The organism is Cupriavidus plantarum, assembly GCF_905397285.1.
In the GTDB taxonomy this organism is placed as follows: Bacteria; Pseudomonadota; Gammaproteobacteria; order Burkholderiales; family Burkholderiaceae; genus Cupriavidus; species Cupriavidus plantarum.
Genome location: NZ_CAJPUX010000003.1, coordinates 1 through 16,556 on the forward strand (window position 1 = coordinate 1; position 16,556 = coordinate 16,556).

At 65.7% G+C, this 16,556-nt stretch carries 13 protein-coding genes and 1 rRNA gene; 10 read left to right on the top strand and 4 right to left on the bottom strand.

From position 1 onward, the window contains the following. Nucleotides 1–28: 28 nt before the first annotated feature. A 5S ribosomal RNA gene (rrf, locus tag KHP16_RS14675) occupies nt 29–142 on the top strand. Between the two features lie 250 nt (nt 143–392). Beyond that, nucleotides 393–1,343: a DUF3047 domain-containing protein gene (locus KHP16_RS14680; protein WP_121490478.1), complete on the top strand. Its 951-nt coding sequence runs from the start codon at nt 393–395 to the stop codon at nt 1,341–1,343. Nucleotides 1,344–1,357: 14 nt separating this feature from the next. Here the strand turns inward: KHP16_RS14680 and KHP16_RS14685 are convergent, their stop codons facing one another. Then, a complete protein-coding gene (locus tag KHP16_RS14685; protein WP_211960596.1) occupies nt 1,358–2,398 on the bottom strand; it encodes a DUF2891 domain-containing protein in 1,041 nt (346 codons plus the stop codon). Between the two features lie 4 nt (nt 2,399–2,402). Further along, entirely contained in the window at nt 2,403–3,596 is a 1,194-nt protein-coding gene (locus KHP16_RS14690) for a M20 aminoacylase family protein (RefSeq protein ID WP_211960597.1), read from the bottom strand. Between the two features lie 318 nt (nt 3,597–3,914). Here KHP16_RS14690 and KHP16_RS14695 point away from each other — a divergent pair, with 318 nt between their 5' ends. The 5 genes from KHP16_RS14695 to KHP16_RS14715 all read left to right on the top strand — a co-directional run bounded on the left by KHP16_RS14695 (nt 3,915) and on the right by KHP16_RS14715 (nt 9,609). Then, a complete protein-coding gene (locus KHP16_RS14695; protein ID WP_109580014.1) occupies nt 3,915–5,513 on the top strand; it encodes an ABC transporter substrate-binding protein in 1,599 nt (532 codons plus the stop codon). 91 nt (nt 5,514–5,604) lie between these two features. Further along, the gene (locus KHP16_RS14700) at nt 5,605–6,582 is read left to right on the top strand and encodes an ABC transporter permease (RefSeq protein ID WP_115952825.1); all 978 of its coding nucleotides are present in this window, start codon (nt 5,605–5,607) and stop codon (nt 6,580–6,582) included. Between the two features lie 4 nt (nt 6,583–6,586). Beyond that, nucleotides 6,587–7,519 carry an ABC transporter permease gene (locus tag KHP16_RS14705; RefSeq protein WP_109580016.1) on the top strand — a complete coding sequence of 311 codons (933 nt, stop codon included), beginning with the start codon at nt 6,587–6,589 and terminating at the stop codon, nt 7,517–7,519. A gap of 15 nt (nt 7,520–7,534) precedes the next feature. Beyond that, a complete protein-coding gene (locus KHP16_RS14710; RefSeq protein ID WP_109580017.1) occupies nt 7,535–8,533 on the top strand; it encodes an ABC transporter ATP-binding protein in 999 nt (332 codons plus the stop codon). Further along, nucleotides 8,530–9,609 carry an ABC transporter ATP-binding protein gene (locus KHP16_RS14715; protein WP_280528134.1) on the top strand — a complete coding sequence of 360 codons (1,080 nt, stop codon included), beginning with the start codon at nt 8,530–8,532 and terminating at the stop codon, nt 9,607–9,609. Before KHP16_RS14710 ends, KHP16_RS14715 begins: the two co-directional genes overlap by 4 nt. Before the next feature lie 45 nt (nt 9,610–9,654). On the opposite strand, the gene KHP16_RS14720 is transcribed toward KHP16_RS14715, so the two are convergent. After that, nucleotides 9,655–10,860, bottom strand: coding sequence for an ABC transporter substrate-binding protein (locus KHP16_RS14720; RefSeq protein WP_109580019.1), 1,206 nt, complete (start codon nt 10,858–10,860; stop codon nt 9,655–9,657). A gap of 166 nt (nt 10,861–11,026) precedes the next feature. Then, a complete protein-coding gene (locus KHP16_RS14725) occupies nt 11,027–12,286 on the bottom strand; it encodes an ABC transporter substrate-binding protein (RefSeq protein ID WP_181366058.1) in 1,260 nt (419 codons plus the stop codon). Nucleotides 12,287–12,462: 176 nt separating this feature from the next. Here KHP16_RS14725 and KHP16_RS14730 point away from each other — a divergent pair, with 176 nt between their 5' ends. The 3 genes from KHP16_RS14730 to KHP16_RS14740 all read left to right on the top strand — a co-directional run bounded on the left by KHP16_RS14730 (nt 12,463) and on the right by KHP16_RS14740 (nt 16,418). After that, the gene (locus KHP16_RS14730) at nt 12,463–14,577 is read left to right on the top strand and encodes a molybdopterin-containing oxidoreductase family protein (RefSeq protein WP_109580020.1); all 2,115 of its coding nucleotides are present in this window, start codon (nt 12,463–12,465) and stop codon (nt 14,575–14,577) included. Beyond that, entirely contained in the window at nt 14,574–15,692 is a 1,119-nt protein-coding gene (locus KHP16_RS14735; RefSeq protein WP_109580021.1) for an aminopeptidase, read from the top strand. Before KHP16_RS14730 ends, KHP16_RS14735 begins: the two co-directional genes overlap by 4 nt. Nucleotides 15,693–15,755: 63 nt before the next feature. Further along, nucleotides 15,756–16,418: a TetR/AcrR family transcriptional regulator gene (locus KHP16_RS14740; protein WP_181366059.1), complete on the top strand. Its 663-nt coding sequence runs from the start codon at nt 15,756–15,758 to the stop codon at nt 16,416–16,418. Nucleotides 16,419–16,556 lie beyond the last annotated feature (138 nt).

Consider the following 16,556-nt stretch of genomic DNA (forward strand, 5'->3'; position numbering starts at 1 on the left):
GACCTCCTCAGCGTGACAACCCCTTATGCCTGGTGACCATAGCGAGTTGGAACCACCCCTTCCCATCCCGAACAGGACCGTGAAACAACTCCGCGCCGATGATAGTGCGGATTACCCGTGTGAAAGTAGGTCATCGCCAGGCTCTTATGCTCAGAACCCCTCAGCGCACTCCGCTGAGGGGTTTTGTTTTTTGGGCTTTTGTTTTTTCGCAACGCGAATTTCCGGTCAGGGTACCGGAGCATTCCTGGCTCAATCCCCATCTGATATCTTCACCTTCAAGTTCTGCGCATTGTCGTGGAACGATGCAGTCAGCAACAGCAAAGCCGTGGTGCCAAGTTGAAGCATTGACATAGCGCCGTAGCGGCAAAGAAAGATTTGGGTGGGGGAAAGTCATGGGGGCCAAGATGTTTCGGCCAGCGGGTTGGGCTGGTGCGGCGGGCTTGCTGCTGCTTGCAGGATGCGCATCGACAGCACATCCCCCCGAGGACCCTGCCAGTCTTGCCGCCGCCTCTGCGGTCGATTGCAAGACGTTCGCCGCAAAAGCCGCCATGAAGGCGGCAGTCACTGCCCCGCTGCTTCCCACGCTCGATCCCCTGGAACTCGCCAACCGCGCCGGCAATCCGGAAGCGGATGCGGGTACCGGCGCGGGCGCGGTGGATGGCGAAGGCGAGATTGATGCCGTCATCGCGCCGCCATTGGCGACGCTGCCGCTGTTCTCCACCGCTGCGGGTCCCGCAAAGACGCCCGCTGGCTGGCAGCCCTGGACCATCAATCGGAACAAGACGCCGACGCGCTACGCGCTGACCCAGGTCGACGAGCGCGTGGTACTGCATGCGGAGGCCGACAATTCGGCGTCGGGCCTGTACGTGCCGCTCGAGCAGCGCGCTGCCGGGACGATTCGCTGGACGTGGAAGACGCGCGACGTTATCCGCGGCGCGGACAATGCCGAGAAGCAGCGCGAGGATGCGCCACTGCGTTTGTTCGTTGCGTTCGACGGCGACCATTCGACGCTGTCGCTGCGAGACCAGCTGATGTTCGAGATGGCCCGCATCACCACCGGGCGCGAGATGCCCTATGCCACGCTGATGTATATCTGGGGCGGGCGCCGTGGCGAAGGCACCGTGCTGTCCAACCCCCATACCGATCGCGTGCGCATGATCGTCGTCGACTCCGGCACGCGTCATGCCAACGAATGGCGCTGCCATGAGCGCGATTTGCGCGCGGACTACAAGAAAGCGTTCGGCACCGACCCCGGCAAGGTCATCGCCGTCGGCCTGATGACCGATACCGACAATACCAAGACGCGCGCCGAGGCCTGGTACGGCGATATCGCCCTGGACTGAACAGGGCGAGCCGATTAGATGGAGCAGACGAGCGGTTCGGACCGGTCGGCGAGCGCGAGCATTGCGAAGGTAGCGAGCCAGTGCGTGGCCACGTAGTGGCCATCCACGGCTTGCGACAGCGATGCCTCGAGGTGCGCCGACCAGGCTCGGACCGCGTGCGCCTGCATCGGTTCGGGAAGGGCGGGAGCGAGAAGCTTCCAGCACCACGCGCGCGACAAGTTCAGGCCGTCGAGGTGCGATAGCTTCGGATCCGAACGGTCGCTGACCATGACCGGCGTCATCCACGTGGCGAGATCCGCCTGCGTAGGGGCGAACATTTCCCACCATTCGTCGAAGTCGCAGCCGTCGAGCACGTAGCGCATCAGCACGGCTTCGGTCATGCCGCCCGAGAGAAATTCGTCGCCGCCCGGCTCATAGCGGGCCGGATAGCGTTGATCGTGACCGAACCAGCGATGGGCGCGGCGCACGATCGCGCGTTTCAGCGCCGGATGCGAGTCCGTGTTCGCGTACGACAGCGCCATGATCAGCGCGAAGGCGCTGTTGGCGTGCGTGCCCGTGCGAATCGGAAAATCCGCGATATCGAGATAGTCGATGAGACGTTGAGCGAGATAACCGGCCAGCGGCGCGCATGTGTTGGCCCAGCGTTTGGCCTGCGAGTCCGTGGCAGCGAGCGTGTGCAATTCCGCCTGCAGGCGCAATACCCACGCCCAGCCGTAGGGACGTTCGAACGTCCTGGAACCGGCGTGCTCGAAGTACGCAAGCTCCGTCGCGATGGCGTCGGGCTGCAGCTGCTTGTCGAGCGTGGCGCGGATCTCCGCGGCGATCTCGAGCGAGGGGCGCTGGGCCAGCACGCGCACCAGCAGCCAGTGCATGTGCACGCTCGAGTGCCAGTCGTAGCTGCCGTAGAACACCGGATGCATCGTGATGGGCTCGCCGATATCGTCCGGGCCCGTCATCAGGTGATCGACCTTGTACGGATATTTCCGGACGATGTTGTCGAGGGCGACGCGTGCAAAGCGCGTGCTTGTGGCGTCGTCCAGCAGCATAGACGTCATGAGGTCACGCCGGGGCGAGCCACTTTTCCACGAGCTTGACGAAGAACGTCGAGCCCACGGGCAGCAGTTCGTCGTTGAAGTCGTAGCTGGGGTTGTGCAGCATGCACGGGCCCATGCCATGGCCGGACTCGCGGTGCTTGCCTTCGCCATTGCCGATGAACAGGTAGCAGCCGGGCTTCTCCCGCAGCATGAACGAGAAGTCTTCGGCGCCCATCGTCGGCTCGTAGTGGCCATCGACGTTGCTCGCGCCGACGAGTTCGCTGGCGACGCCTACCGCGAACTCCGTTTCGGCCGGAGTGTTGATGGTCGGCGGATAGTTGCGGTGGAACGTGAATTCCACGGTGCAATCGAACGCCTGCGCCACCGCGCGGGACACCTCTTCCATGCGACGTTCGATCAGGTCCAGCACGGGCACCGTGAACGTGCGCACCGTACCGCCGAGCCACGCTTCGTTCGGCACGATGTTCGTGGCGTCGCCGGCGTGGAACTGCGTGACCGAGATCACCGCCGTGTCGATCGGGCGCTTGTTGCGCGTGATGATGCCCTGCAGTGCCGAGACGATTTGCGCGCCGACGAATACGGGATCCGCGCCGTTGTGCGGCATGGCCGCATGCGCGCCCTTGCCGCGCACGACGATCTTGAATTCGTTGCTGGACGCCATGAAGGGGCCGGCGGTGGTGCCGAACGAGCCGGCGGGCATGCCCGGCCAGTTGTGCATGCCGAAGACCGCGTCGCACGGGAAGCGCTCGAACAGGCCGTCCTTGATCATCTCACGCGCGCCGCCGCCGCCTTCTTCGGCCGGCTGGAAGATCAGGTTCACGGTGCCGTCGAACGAGCGGTGCTGCGCCAGATAGCGCGCGGCGCCAAGCAGCATCGCGGTGTGGCCGTCATGCCCGCATGCATGCATCTTGCCCTTGTGCTGCGAGGCATGGCCGAAGGTGTTGGCTTCCTGCAGGGGCAGGGCGTCCATGTCGGCGCGCAGGCCGATGGTCCGGTTGCTGCCGCCATTGCGGATCACGCCCACGAGGCCCGTGGTGCCGAGGCCGCGGTGCACCTCGATGCCCCACGATTCGAGCGTGCTGGCGACGAGGTCCGCCGTGCGCTGCTCTTCGAAGCACAGCTCCGGATGCGCGTGGATGTCTCGTCGGATCTTCTGGATTTCGGCTTGCGCCTGGAGGATTTCGGGGAGGAGTTTCATGATGCCGGTGGGTACTGGCGAATGGGGACACCCCAAGATCATACGACGACCGTCATCAAAGCGCCAAAGCATGCACTTGCGATCACGTTCGGGAGGCCACGCAGTCTCGCACGTGCCGCCACCACCCGCGCGGGTGGGTTTTCACGCATGGCGTGGAGGGGTTACTGCTGGAACAGTTCATGCTTGAAGTGCCCGGCCAGCCGCGCGAGATTCCACGATGCGTAACACGCCGCACCAAAACGGCGCGACGCGGCGATGCGGCTGATTGATCGATGGTCAGTTCATACAGATTCCGATACCGATAGGGGGATTCGCGCGATGTTCCTTCGCCATGCCAAGAAGGCGGCTCGACAGCTTTGCGGTGCAGCGCTGCTTACCGGGGCCCTCGGCCTCGCGGCAGCCGCACCGGTCCACGCAGCGGACCTGCGGATTGCCATGAGTTCGCCGCCGACCTCGATGGATCCGCATTTCTATAACCTGTTTTCGAATATCAACGTCTCGGAGCACGTCTTCGACACGCTGATCAAGCTGGATCCAGACAGCCGCGTGATCCCGGGCCTGGCCGAGTCCTGGAAGCTGGTCAACGACACCACGTGGGAATTCAAGATCCGTAAGGGCGTGAAGTGGCATGACGGCTCGGAACTGACCACCGAGGACGTGGTGTGGGCGCTTGACCGTCCGGCGACCATCCAGAACAGCCCGGGCAAGTTCGACGTCTACACGAAGGCGATCGTCAGCAAGAAGGTCATCGACAAGTACACGATCCAGCTGGTCACGGCCCAGCCGTATCCGCTGATGCTGAATGACCTGACTTCGGTCTTCATTGTGCAGAAAAAGGCGACGCAAGGTCTGTCGTCGGACGACTTCGCACAGGGCAAGGGCATGATCGGCACCGGCCCGTTCAAGTTCGTGAGCTACGCGCGCGACGATCGGGTCGAACTGGTGCGCAACCCCGACTACTGGGGCCCGAAGCCGGCGTGGGACAAGGTAACGCTGCGCTTCATCCCGAACCCCGCCACCCGGCTGGCCGCGCTGCTGTCGGGCGACGTGCAGGCGATCGAGAATGTGCCGACGCCTGACCTGCCCAAGGTGCGCCAGGATCCGAAGCTGAATTTCTTCTCCAAGATCTCGCACCGCGTGATCTACCTGTACTTCGATACCAAGCGCGACAAGTCGCCGTTCGTCACGACGAAGGACGGTCAGCCGATGGACAAGAACCCGCTGAAGGACGCGCGCGTGCGCATTGCCATCAGCACGGCCATCAACCGCCAGGGCATCAAGGACCGCCTGATGGAAGGCCTGTCCGAGCCCACCAACAACCTCGTGCCGTCGACGCTGTTCGGCTACAACCCGGAACTGAAGACGCTCAAGTACGATCCGGAAGCCGCCAAGAAGATGCTGGCGGACGCGGGCTACCCGCAGGGCTTCGGCCTGACGCTGCATACGCCGAACAACCGTTACGTCAACGACGAGCGCATCGCGCAGACGATCGCGCAGAACCTGACGCGCGTCGGTATCGTGACCAAGGTGGAAGGCATGCCGATGGCCACGTATGCGTCGAAGGGCGGCAAGCACGAATGGTCGTTCGGCCTGGTGGGCTGGGGCGCGCAGACGGGTGAAGTGAGCTCGCCGCTGCGCGCGCTGCTTGCCTGCGAAGACTCGAAGAAGGGCTTCGGTACGGTGAACTGGGGCGAGTACTGCAATCCGAAGATGGACACGGTGCTCGAGAAGGCCCTGGCAACCGTGGACGATAACGAGCGCTCGAAGCTGCTGCAGGAAGCGACGGCGATCGGCATCCTCGATGGCGGTATCATCCCGATCCACCATCAGGTGACGACGTGGGCGACGGTCAAGGGCATCTCCTATGTGCCGCGTACCGACGAACGCACCTACGCGCATAACTTCAAGCCGCAGTAACGTGGCCGGCCAAGCCGCCATCATGGCGGCTTGACGCGGGACTGGCCGATGGTCTGGTCGGCCGGTCTCGCGAAAGGATAGTGTCCCCAACATGCTGGTCTTCATCATCCGGCGCCTGATGCAGAGCATTGTCGTGCTGCTGGTCATGTCGCTGCTCGTGTTCCTCGGCGTATTCGCCATCGGCAACCCGGTCGACATCCTGATCAGTCCGCAGGCGGACCAGGAAGACATCAAGCGCACCATCGCGGCGCTGGGTCTCGACAAGCCCTTGTGGGAGCAGTACTGGATCTTCCTGCAGAACGCGCTGCACGGTAATCTCGGCACCTCGTTCGCGCACGGAACGCCCGCGCTCAAGCTGATTTTCGAACGCATGCCCGCGACGATGGAACTCGCGGTCTGCGCAATCCTGCTGGCCATCGTGCTCGGCATTCCGCTGGGCCTGATCGCGGGCCTGCGGCCGAACAGCGTTGCGGCCAAGTCGATCATGACGATCTCGATCCTCGGCTTTTCGCTGCCGACGTTCTGGGTTGGGCTGATGCTCATCGTCGTCTTCGCCGTGCAGCTTGGGTGGCTGCCTTCCAACGGGCGGGGCGAGACCGTGTCCGTGCTCGGCGTGCCTTTGAGCTTCCTGACGATGGACGGGATCCGGCATCTGATCCTGCCGGCCATCACGCTGTCGCTGCTCAATATCGCGATGGTGATCCGCCTTACGCGCGCGGGCACGCAGGAAGCGATGCTGCAGGACTACGTGAAGTTCGCGCGCGCGAAGGGCCTGTCGAGCTCCCGCATCGTTGGCGTGCACGTTCTCAAGAACATCATGATTCCGATCGTCACGGTGATCGCGCTACAGTTCGGCTCGATCATCGCGTTCGCGATCGTTACCGAGTCGATCTATGCGTGGCCCGGCATGGGCAAGCTGATCATCGACTCCATTCAACTGCTGGACCGGCCCGTGATCGTCGCGTACCTGATGGTGGTCGTGACGCTGTTCATCCTGATCAACCTCGTGGTCGACATCGTGTACAGCATGCTCGACCCGCGTGTTCGCATCGCCGACAACAAGGGCTGACGTCATGAGTCTTACTACCGCACCTCAAGGGACGCCAGCCGCCGCGGCCAGGCCGCAGCGCGAGCAGACGCCGTGGCGCCGCTTCGTCGGGCAGTTCGTGGCGAGCAAGCTGGCCGTTACCGGGCTGGTCGTACTGGCGCTGATTCTGCTGGTGGCGATCTTCGCGCCGCTGCTGTCCCCGCAAAATCCGTACGACCTCTCGTCGGTCAACATCCTCGACAACTTCCGCCTGCCGGGCGAGCGCGGCGACGATGGCATGCTGTTCGTGCTGGGCACGGACGAGCAGGGCCGCGACGTGCTGTCGGCGGTGATGTACGGGCTGCGCATCAGCATTGCCGTGGGCGTGGTCAGCACCATCATCGCGCTGATCGTCGGGGCGACGCTTGGCCTGCTGGCTGGTTTTCTCGGTGGCCGCACGGAGGCGATCGTCATGCGCGTGGCCGATCTGCAGCTGTCGTTTCCGCCGATCCTGCTCGCGCTGATCCTGCTGGCGCTGCTCGGCCGCGGCATCGGCAATATCGTGATCGCGCTGGTCGCGGTGCAATGGGCGTATTACGCGCGGACCACGCGCAGCGCGGCGCTCGTCGAGCGGCGCAAGGAATATATCGAGGCCGCGACGTGCCTCGGGCTGCCGGCGGGACGCATCATGTTCCGCCATCTGCTGCCGAACTGCCTGCCGCCGCTGATCGTGATCGCGGCGCTGCAGGTCGCCTCGGCCATCACGCTGGAGGCGACGCTGTCATTCCTCGGCCTCGGCGTGCCGGTGACCGAGCCGTCGCTGGGCTCGCTGATCGCCAACGGGCAGCAGTTCCTGCTGTCGGGCAAGTACTGGATCAGCTTCTTCCCGGGCATCGCGCTGGTCACCACGATCGTGGCCATGAACCTCGTCGCGGACCAGTTGCGCGACGTGCTGAATCCGCGTCTGCAGACGCAATAAACCAGGGAGCGCACGATGAGTCAGCCGACCTTGGTTGTCGAGCATCTCAAGACGCAGTTCTTTACGCGCGCGGGCGTTGCCCGCGCGGTCGACGACGTATCGTTCACGGTGCGCCGGGGCGAGATCATGGGCCTGGTCGGCGAGTCCGGGTCCGGCAAGTCGATGACGGGCTATTCGATCATGGGATTGATCGATCCGCCTGGCAAGGTCGTGGATGGGCGCATCGCGCTCACGAGCCGCGATGGCGTGACGCGCGACCTGCGCGCGCTGACCCCCGCGCAACAGCGCGATGTGCGCGGCAATCGGATCGCGATGATCTTCCAGGATCCGATGATGACGCTGAACCCCGTGCTGCGCATCGATACGCAGATGATCGAGGCGGTGCTCGCGCACGAGAACGTGAGCAAGGCGGTGGCACGCGAACGGGCCCGCAATGCGCTCGCACGTGTGGGCATTCCTTCGCCGGACGAGCGGTTGCAGTCGTATCCCCATCAGTTTTCGGGGGGCATGCGGCAGCGCGTGGCGATCGCCATCGCGCTGCTCAACAAGCCGGACCTGATCATTGCGGACGAGCCGACCACCGCGCTCGACGTAACCATTCAGGGCCAGATCCTCTACGAGATGCAGACATTGTGCCGCGAGTCCGGGACCGCCCTGATCTGGATCACGCACGACCTGTCCGTGGTGGCGGGGCTCGCCGATAGCGTGTGCGTGATGTATGCGGGCAAGATCGTGGAGTCGGGCAGCGTGCAGCAGGTGCTCGAGCGTCCGGAGCATCCGTACACGCATGGTCTGATCAGCTCGGCGCCATCGCGCAATCCGCGCGGCGCGCCGCTGCGCCAGATTCCGGGCATGACGCCGTCGCTGCTGAACCTGCCGGGCGGCTGTTCGTTCCGCGAGCGTTGCCCCTATGCGACCGATATCTGCAAGACCGAGCCGCCGCTCGCGCAGATGGCCGATGGCCGCGGCCTGCGTTGTTTCCACCCGGTCGTTGCGCAAGAGGAGGCCGCATGAGCGCACCTGTGATCGATTCCGCCCGCGTGCCGGGTCCCGCGGCGGCCGCCACGGCTGCGGGCGTCACCGAAGGCACGCCGATGGCGCCGCTGCTCGAGCTGCGTCAGGTGTCGAAGCGCTTCGTCAAGTCGCTCGACACGGCCGCCAAGATCGCCAACGTGCTCGGCGCGCGCATGCGCGAGGAGGTCGTGCACGCGGTGGATCGCGTCGACCTGTCGATTCGCTCGGGCGAGGTAGTCGGGCTCGTCGGCGAGTCGGGCTGTGGAAAGTCGACGCTCGGCCGTATGGCGGTGGGGCTGCATTCGCTCACCGAGGGCGAGCGGTATTGGCGCGGCACCGATCTCGATCGGCTGCCGCCTGAGAAGCGCCGCGAGCGGCAGCTTGCGATCCAGATGATCTTTCAGGATCCGTATGCCTCGCTGAATCCGCGGCTGCGCGTGCTCGATATCGTCGGCGAGGCGCCGGTGGTGCATGGCATCGTGCCGAAGGCGGAGCAGCGCGCGTACGTCGACGACATGCTTGTGCGCGTGGGGCTCGATCCCACGGTGCTGCGGCGTTTTCCGCATCAGTTCTCGGGCGGGCAACGCGCGCGGATCGGCATCGCGCGGGCGCTGGCGGTGCGGCCCGAGTTTCTCGTTTGCGATGAATCGGTGGCGGCGCTCGACGTTTCGATCCAGGCGCAGGTGCTGAACCTGTTCATGCGCCTGCGCGAAGAGCTGAACCTCACGTACCTGTTCATCTCCCACGACCTCGGTGTGGTGAAGCACATCAGCGATCGCGTGGTGATCATGTACCTTGGGCGCGTGGTCGAGTCGGCACCGACGGAGGACGTGTTCGCGTCGCCGAACCATCCGTACACGCAGGCCCTGCTGGCCGAGGCGCCGAAGCTCGAGGTGGGCAAGAAAACCTACGTAGCCATTCGTGGCGAGATTCCTTCGCCGCTGAATCCGCCCACGGGGTGCCATTTCCATCCGCGGTGCCCGCATGCGATGGAGCGTTGCCGCGTGGAGCAGCCGGCCTTGAAGGAGATTGCGCCGATGCGGTTTTCGGCGTGCCATCTCAACGATATGGCATGAGGGAGGCCCTCTCCTTTTTTGAAAAGGAGAGGACGACAGGACGGCTTAGCGGATGACCACGCCGCGCGAGTTGATGATCGTCATCTCGACGAATCGGGAGCCGACGTGGTTGTCGGGCCCGAACTGGACGATGAAGCCGCCGAGGTCCACGTTGCGCATGCCCTCGAGTGTCGTGACAAATTTCTCGCGCGTCAGGTCGCGGCCCGTGCGGCGCAGCCCTTCGACGAAGGCCTTCGCGGCGATGAAGCCCTCGATACTCGCGTAGTCGAAGTCGTTCTGGCGGCCCGCCGCCTGCAGCATGCGCAGGTATTCGCGTACCACCGGCAGCGTCGCGTTGCCGGGATGCGGCATCACCTGCGAGATGATCACGCCGCTGCCCTGCGGACCCACTTCCCTGGCGAGCGCCTGCGTGCCCACGAACGACACGTTGTAGAACTGGCCCGTATAGCCGCGGCGCAGCGCTTCCTTGACGAAGGCGCCGACGGTCCGGTACGCGCTGACGAGCACGACGGCATCGGGCTTGGCCTTCATGGTTTCCTGCATCGCGTCGCCGATCTCGACGGTGTTGCGGACCACGTTCGCGCGGGAGACGAGCTGCACGCCGCTGTCGGCCGGGAGTGCCTTGATCGCGTGTTCGACGCCGTCCAGGCCGGACTTGCCGTACGCATCGTCGTTGTAGACGACGGCCACGCGCTTGAGGCCGGTCGTGCGAATCTGCCGCACGATGGCCAGGGTTTCCTCGTCGTAGCCGGCGCGCACGTGGAACACGTAGCGGCTGCGCGGTTCGCGCAGCGACTGGGCGCCACTGAGCGGCGCGAAGAATGGGACGCGGGCCTGGTTCGCGAGCGGCACGGCCGCCTGGGAGGTCGGTGTGCCGACATAGCCGAACAGCGCGAATACCCGGCTTTCCTCGATCAGCTTCTTCGTATTCTTGATGGCCTCGTCTGGCTCGTAACCGTCATCGAGCGCCTGCAGTTCGATGCGGCGGCCGAACACGCCGCCCTGCTGGTTGATCGCGTCGAAGTACAGCCGCGCGCCCGCGTTCATCTGCTTGCCTAGCGCGGCGGTGGGACCGGTGAGCGCGGCGGACTGGCCGATGAGAATCGTATCGGCGGTGACGCCGACTTCCGCTGGCGAGGTGTTCGCCGCGAGCGCGGCGCCGGAGAGGCCGAAACCTGTTGCCATGGCGGCGGCGCACGCCACCAGCACGCCGGCGAGGCGCCGGCGCTTGACCCTTGATTGCAAAACCATTGTGATAGCCCCGTCAATCCAACAATTCGTGCTTGCTGCGTGCGCGGCCGCCGGTCTGTCGCCGGGCTGTTGCTAGCGCCCGGACATCATAATCCAAGAGTGTGAATTGCAACGGAAATATGACGGTTCCGGCTGTTCGGGCGAGGCAGCCGCGCCACAGCCGGGGCTACCGGATGGCCTGTCCGCGGGCGTTGAGGACGGCGAGCTCAACGAATTTCGAGCCGACGTGATCGTCGGGCGAGAACTGCAGATGGAAGCCGCCGAGATCGGTCGCGCGCATGCCTTCGATCGCGGCGATGAACTTGTCGCGGGTCGGATCGCGGCCGGCGCGGCGCAGGCCCTCCGCGAAGGCGAGCGCGGCGATGAAGCCTTCGAGGCTGGTGTCGCTGTAGGCGCCGTCCTTGCCCGCGGCCTTGAGCAGCCGGTGATAGTCGCGGACGAGCGGCAGCTTGGCGTTGCTTGGGCTCGGCATGACCTGCGAGACGACGACGCCCGCGGCCTGCGCGCCAAGGGCTCGGGCGAGCGAGAGGGCGCCTACCGAGGAGAGACAATAGAACTGGCCCGCGTATCCGCGCCGCAGCGCCTCGCGGATGATGGCCGCGGCGGTGCCGTAGGCACCGATGACTACGATGGAATCGGGCTCCTGCTGGAGCACGGCGGCCGCCGTAGCGCTGACATCCAGCGTATTCCGCGCCACAGTGTGCCGGCCGGTGATGCGGAGGTGGTCCGGCGTGCTGGCCTGCACCGCGCGCGCGATGCCATCGAGTCCTTCCTGTCCGAAGGTGTCGTCGTAATGGACCACCGCCAGCCGGCGCAGGCCGGATGACGCGATCTGGCGCACGATCGCCGCGGTTTCGCGGTCATAACCCGCGCGGACGTGAAATACCTGCCGGCTGCCCGGTTCGCGCAGCGTGCGGCTGCCCGTGAACGGCGCGAACAAGGGGATGCGCGCCTGCTCCATGAGCGGCAGCGCGGCCAGTGTCGTACTCGTGCCGACGTAACCGAACAGCGCGAACGTCCCGTCCACGATGAGCTTGCGCGTGTTGCGCAGGGCTTCGTCGGGCACGTAGGCGTCGTCGAGCGCGTGCAATTCGATCGTGCGGCCGAGAATGCCGCCTTGCCGGTTGATCTGGTCGAAGCAGAGCCGCGCACCGAGATTCAGCTGGGTGCCGAGTTCGGCCGCGGGTCCCGTGAAGGGCGCCGACTGGCCGATGACGATGGCGTTCGGCGTGACGCCGGGTTCCGGCCGGCTGCCCGGGCGGCTATCGGGTCGGCTATCGGGGCGGCTATCGGCGGGCCGCATCTCGGTGCGTGGCTCCGCCGCGCCGGCGGGGCGTCCGAGGGGGAACGGAGCGGCGAGCGCCGGCAGCATGCGGGTCAGGCGGGCGCAGAAGCGCCTGCGCCCGTCTCCGGAGGATCGGTTCATATCGAAGTTTCGCGAAATTATGTGGGGCGGGAAGCGTAAGACGGACGGGTGCGGCGGCGCGGGATTCGAATACAATCTTTAGAAATTCCCGCCGCCGTGCCTCGCGCCGTGCCTCGTGCCGTGCGTTGATTCGCGCGAGCCGGTCGTCTGTCCCCCGATTTCGTTTTTCGTCCCCCATGGCCACCAGCATCGTCCGCGCCGCCTGCCCCCACGATTGTCCCGATACCTGTGCCTTGCACGTCACCGTCGAGGACGGCCGCGCGATCAAGGTTGTGGGCGACCCCGATCACCCCGCCACCCGTGGCGTCCTGTGCACGAAGGTATCGCGCTATACGGAACGCACGTACCACCGGGACCGCCTGCTGACGCCGCTGCGGCGCGTGGGCAAGAAGGGCGAAGGGCGCTTCGAGCCGATTTCCTGGGACGCGGCGCTGACCGAGATCGCCAACCGGCTGTCCGACATCGCCGGGCGCGATCCGCAGGCGATCGTGCCCTATAGCTATGCAGGCACGATGGGCCTTGTGCAGGGCGAGAGCATGGCGGCCCGGTTCTTCCACAAGATCGGCGCGTCGCTGCTGGACCGGACGATTTGTGCCAACGCGGGCGCGACCGCGCTGCGCTATACGTTCGGCGCGTCGGTCGGCATGGACATCGAGTATGTGTCCGACGCAAAGCTCGTGATCATCTGGGGTGGCAATCCGATTGCCTCGAACCTCCATTTCTGGACGCGCGTGCAGGAGGCGAAGCGGCGCGGTGCGACGCTCGTGGCGATCGACCCGTATCGCTCGCTGACGGCCGAGAAGTGCCACCGCCATATCGCGCCGATGCCGGGCACGGACGGCGCACTGGCGCTGGCCATCATGCACGTGCTGATTCGCGACGATCTGCTGGATCACGACTACATCGCGCGGCATACGGTCGGTTTCGACGCGCTGCGCGAGCGCGCGGCCGCGTTCACGCCCGCGCGGGCGGCCGACATCTGCGGCGTGCCCGTCGACGACATCGAATGGCTCGCCGGTCTCTATGGCCGCACCGCGGTGCGGGAGCGCCAGCCGGTGGCCATCCGCCTGAACTACGGCATGCAGCGCGCCCATGGCGGCGGCCAGGCCGTGCGCGCGGTGGCGTGCCTGCCGGCGCTCGTCGGTGCGTGGCGCCATGCGGCGGGCGGCATGCAACTTTCGACGTCGGGCTTCTTCCCGGTCGACAACGTGGCGCTGCAACGGCCCGACCTGCTGCCGGACTGGCCTCGCGTGCCGCGCACGGTGAACATGAGCACGATCGGCGATGCGCTGCTCGACGACGGGCGAAGCGGCAACGGCCCGAAGATCGAGGCGGTGGTCGTCTACAACAGCAACCCTGTGGCGGTGGCGCCGGAATCCGCGAAAGTGGCGGCCGGTTTCGCGCGCGAGGATCTGTTCACGGTGGTGCTCGAACACTTTCAGACCGATACGGCGGACTATGCCGACATCGTGCTGCCCGCGACGACGCAGCTGGAGCACGTGGACGTGCACAAGGCCTATGGCCACACGTACTTCCTCGCCAACAACCAGGCCATCGCGCCGATCGGCGAATCGCTCCCGAATACCGAGATTTTCCGGCGGCTGGCCGCGCGCATGGGCTTCACCGAACCGTGCTTCCAGGACAGCGACGAGACGATCGCCGCGCAGGCTATCGACCGCAACGACGCGCGCGCCCAAGGCATCGACTGGGACACGCTGAAGGCCGAGGGCTGGCGCAAGCTCAACGTGCCAGCGGCGCCGTTCGCCGAAGGCAATTTCCCGTCGCCGTCGGGGAAGTGCATGTTCTATTCGGAAGCGATGGCGCGCGACGGGTTCGATCCGCTGCCCGCCTACGTGCCGCCCTACGAGTCACCGGCCACGGCAACCGAACTGGCCTCACGGTATCCGCTGGCGATGATCTCGCCGCCCGCCCGGAACTTCCTGAACAGCTCCTTCGTGAATGTCGATAGCCTGCGTGCGACCGAGGGCGAGCCGCATCTGGACATCCATCCGCGGGACGCGGCCGCCCGCGGCATCGCCGACGGCGCGATCGTGCGCGCGTTCAACGACCGCGGCAGCATGCGGGCGCGCGCGCGCGTGACCGAGCGTGCGCGGCAGGGCCTCGTCGTAGGGCTGTCGATCTGGTGGAAGAAGCTCGCGCCGGACGGCAAGAACGCCAACGAACTGACGAGCCAGCGCCTGACCGACCTGGGCCGCGCGCCGGTTTTCTACGACTGCCTCGTGGAAGTGGAGGCGGCGAACGAGACCGAAACCGAGGTTATCGCGCCATGATCGGGCGGCCGGCCAGCCGGCGCGTGGCGGGTGCGATCGTCGCACTCGCTGCCGCCTTGCTCCTGGCCGGCTGCGACACGCTGGGGTATTACTACCAGTCCATCGGCGGCCACCTCGGCGTGATGGCGCAGGCGCGGTCGCTCGACGATGCGATCGCCAATGCGAAGGACGCCAACGACGCGCGCCTCGCGCAGCGGCTGGCACTGGCCGGCAGGATGCGCGACTTCGCTTCACGGGAATTGCTGCTGCCGGACAACGGCAGCTATCGCCGTTATGCGAACCTGCATCGGCCCTATGTGGTGTGGAGCGTGTTCGCCACGCCCGAACTCTCGATGGACCTGCACAAGTGGTGCTTTCCGATTGTCGGTTGCATCACGTACCGCGGTTACTACGCGCAGGAGGATGCCGAACGCTACGCGGCGGATCTGCGCAAGGAGGGCTACGACGCCTACGTGGCCGGCATTCCCGCCTACTCAACGCTCGGCTATTTCGACGACCCGCTCCTGAACACGTTCGTATACCTGCCGGAAGGCGAACTCGCGCGGATGATCTTCCACGAACTCGCGCATCAGGTCGTTTACGTGCGCAACGACACCGCGTTCAACGAATCGTTTGCCACGGCCGTGGAGACCGCTGGCGTGGAGCGATGGTTAGCCGAGGACGCGTCGCCGGACGCGCGCGCGAGCTACCGTCTCTACGACGAGCGCCGCGTGCAGTTCCGCGCGATGCTGCTGCGTACGCGCGACCGGCTCGTCGCGCTCTATCGGTCCGATCAGGATGCGGATGCCAAGCGGCGCGCAAAGGCGCAGATCTTCACGGACCTGCGCACCGAGTATGAAACGCTGAAGACCTCGTGGGGCGGCTACAGCGGGTATGACCGCTGGTTCGACCGGCCGCTGACCAACGCGCAGCTGGCGGCGGTGGCTACGTACCAGCAATGGGTGCCTGCCTTCACTGCGTTGCTCGCGCAATGCCACGGCGACTGGAAGTGCTTCTATGCTGCGGCGGGGCGAATTGGCGACCTGCCCGCGAAGGAGCGCGATGCGGCGCTGCGCAAGCTCGCGCCGCCCGCCACGCAGGTCGAGCCGCTGCAGGCGGACCGCGCGGGACGGTGATCGCCAGCACCGGCGAATCTGAATCGTCCTAGTCCGGGCGCGCACATGCGAGAATTGCGCACCATGTCACACGCCCCAAAGAAGACTCATACCGGACCGCGCGCCGCCGAGGCGCTGACGCTTGCGGAAGACGGGCCGGCGCGCGCCCATGTGGCCGAACGGCAGGAAGCGCGGCGGCGGCAGATCCTCGATGCCGCGGCGCAGCTCTTCTATACGAAGGGCTATCCCGGCATGACGATGAACGACCTGTGCCGCGCGCTGGGCGTGACCAAGCCCGCCGTCTACTATTACTTCACCGACAAGTACGAGATCTTCGACATCCTGTGCCGGGAGTCCGCGCAGACGTGCCTGCCCGTGATTCGCGAGACGGCCGACGCGTCGCTGCCCGTGCGAGAGCGGCTGCAGGCCTGCCTGCTCGAGCTCGCGCGCCGATGCGTGCGCTGCCATATCGCGGCCACGCTGAGCTTTCGCGACAACCAGTACCTGAAGCCGGATACCGTGGCATGGCTCGAGCGCATGGCGCGCGATTTCTATGGCGACCTGTACGCGCTGCTGGAGGAGGGCCGCGCGGCCGGCGTGCTGGCGTTCGGCGATGCGCGCGTGACCGCGCATGCGATCGGCAGCATCATCGGCTTCATGTACACGTGGCACCAGCCGGGGCGCATGGACGACGAGCTGCTCTCGCGCGAACTGGCCGCAAACATGATGAAACTGGTGCTGCCCTGATAGGGGTAATCCCTCGCTGCCGATGTTCCGGTGTCGCATAATTCACGATTTCGATGAATCGTGATGTCGAGGACTTCGTCTAACGTGTTGTCTTAGGCGGGGCGCACGTTTAGGATTCCCCAAAAAAGCGAACGACCA

Excerpts from the sequence above, each read along its gene's own strand:
- KHP16_RS14680 (WP_121490478.1), top strand. The coding sequence starts at position 393 with ATGGGGGCCAAGATGTTTCGGCCAGCGGGTTGGGCTGGTGCGGCGGGC.
- KHP16_RS14685 (WP_211960596.1), bottom strand. The coding sequence starts at position 2,398 with ATGACGTCTATGCTGCTGGACGACGCCACAAGCACGCGCTTTGCACGC.
- KHP16_RS14690 (WP_211960597.1), bottom strand. The coding sequence starts at position 3,596 with ATGAAACTCCTCCCCGAAATCCTCCAGGCGCAAGCCGAAATCCAGAAG.
- KHP16_RS14695 (WP_109580014.1), top strand. The coding sequence starts at position 3,915 with ATGTTCCTTCGCCATGCCAAGAAGGCGGCTCGACAGCTTTGCGGTGCA.
- KHP16_RS14700 (WP_115952825.1), top strand. The coding sequence starts at position 5,605 with ATGCTGGTCTTCATCATCCGGCGCCTGATGCAGAGCATTGTCGTGCTG.
- KHP16_RS14705 (WP_109580016.1), top strand. The coding sequence starts at position 6,587 with ATGAGTCTTACTACCGCACCTCAAGGGACGCCAGCCGCCGCGGCCAGG.
- KHP16_RS14710 (WP_109580017.1), top strand. The coding sequence starts at position 7,535 with ATGAGTCAGCCGACCTTGGTTGTCGAGCATCTCAAGACGCAGTTCTTT.
- KHP16_RS14715 (WP_280528134.1), top strand. The coding sequence starts at position 8,530 with ATGAGCGCACCTGTGATCGATTCCGCCCGCGTGCCGGGTCCCGCGGCG.
- KHP16_RS14720 (WP_109580019.1), bottom strand. The coding sequence starts at position 10,860 with ATGGTTTTGCAATCAAGGGTCAAGCGCCGGCGCCTCGCCGGCGTGCTG.
- KHP16_RS14725 (WP_181366058.1), bottom strand. The coding sequence starts at position 12,286 with ATGAACCGATCCTCCGGAGACGGGCGCAGGCGCTTCTGCGCCCGCCTG.
- KHP16_RS14730 (WP_109580020.1), top strand. The coding sequence starts at position 12,463 with ATGGCCACCAGCATCGTCCGCGCCGCCTGCCCCCACGATTGTCCCGAT.
- KHP16_RS14735 (WP_109580021.1), top strand. The coding sequence starts at position 14,574 with ATGATCGGGCGGCCGGCCAGCCGGCGCGTGGCGGGTGCGATCGTCGCA.
- KHP16_RS14740 (WP_181366059.1), top strand. The coding sequence starts at position 15,756 with ATGTCACACGCCCCAAAGAAGACTCATACCGGACCGCGCGCCGCCGAG.